Here is a 643-nt window from a genome sequence, read left to right on the forward strand (position 1 = left end):
ACAGCTGGCCACCGCGGGGATCTATTCCGACTATCTCTACCTGAGCTGTATCCACCCGTTGCAGCCAGGCGACGAGAACTACGCAATCGGCGTTGCCATTCCGATGAATGCGCCAGGCTTGAAACTTTATCCAAGGCGGCCCTTCGCCTTGCAGGCGAGCAACACTTTCGACCACCCCTTGAGCAGCCGCTTCGACGAGTCGGATTGCTTCGTGGTCCTCGACAATGTGTTCATTCCCTGGGAGCACGTCTTCATCTACCGCAACCTCGAAATCTGCAGGGATCAGTGGTGGAAGACGCCATCCCATCTCTACGGCAACCTTCAGGCCCAAGCGCGATATGCGACCAAGCTGCGCTTCATGATCGGCCTGGCAGCGCGGATGAACGAATCGACCGGGAATGCCAATTTGCCGCCAGTTATGGTGCAGATGGGCGAATTGGCGGCGCTGGTCTCGATCGTCGAGAACATGCTGGAGGCGCAAGAGACACTCGCCACTGTCGACGAGAAGGGCGTCCTCTGGCCGAGCAAGACTGCATTGTATTCCGTGATGGCACTGCAGTCGGAAATCAACCCACGGATGATCGAGATCATCCGTGAGCTGACAGGCTCCGCCATGATCACGATGCCATCGTCGGTCAAGGAT

Annotated in this window: 1 protein-coding gene; it reads left to right on the plus strand. The window is 57.7% G+C overall.

The window, feature by feature from the left end:
• Positions 1 to 643, plus strand: a 643-nt coding sequence (locus tag ACXJ7R_RS35610; RefSeq protein WP_457155871.1) for a 4-hydroxyphenylacetate 3-hydroxylase N-terminal domain-containing protein, incomplete at both ends; no start/stop codon positions are given.

It is taken from the genome of Mesorhizobium sp. P5_C1 (assembly GCF_054049815.1).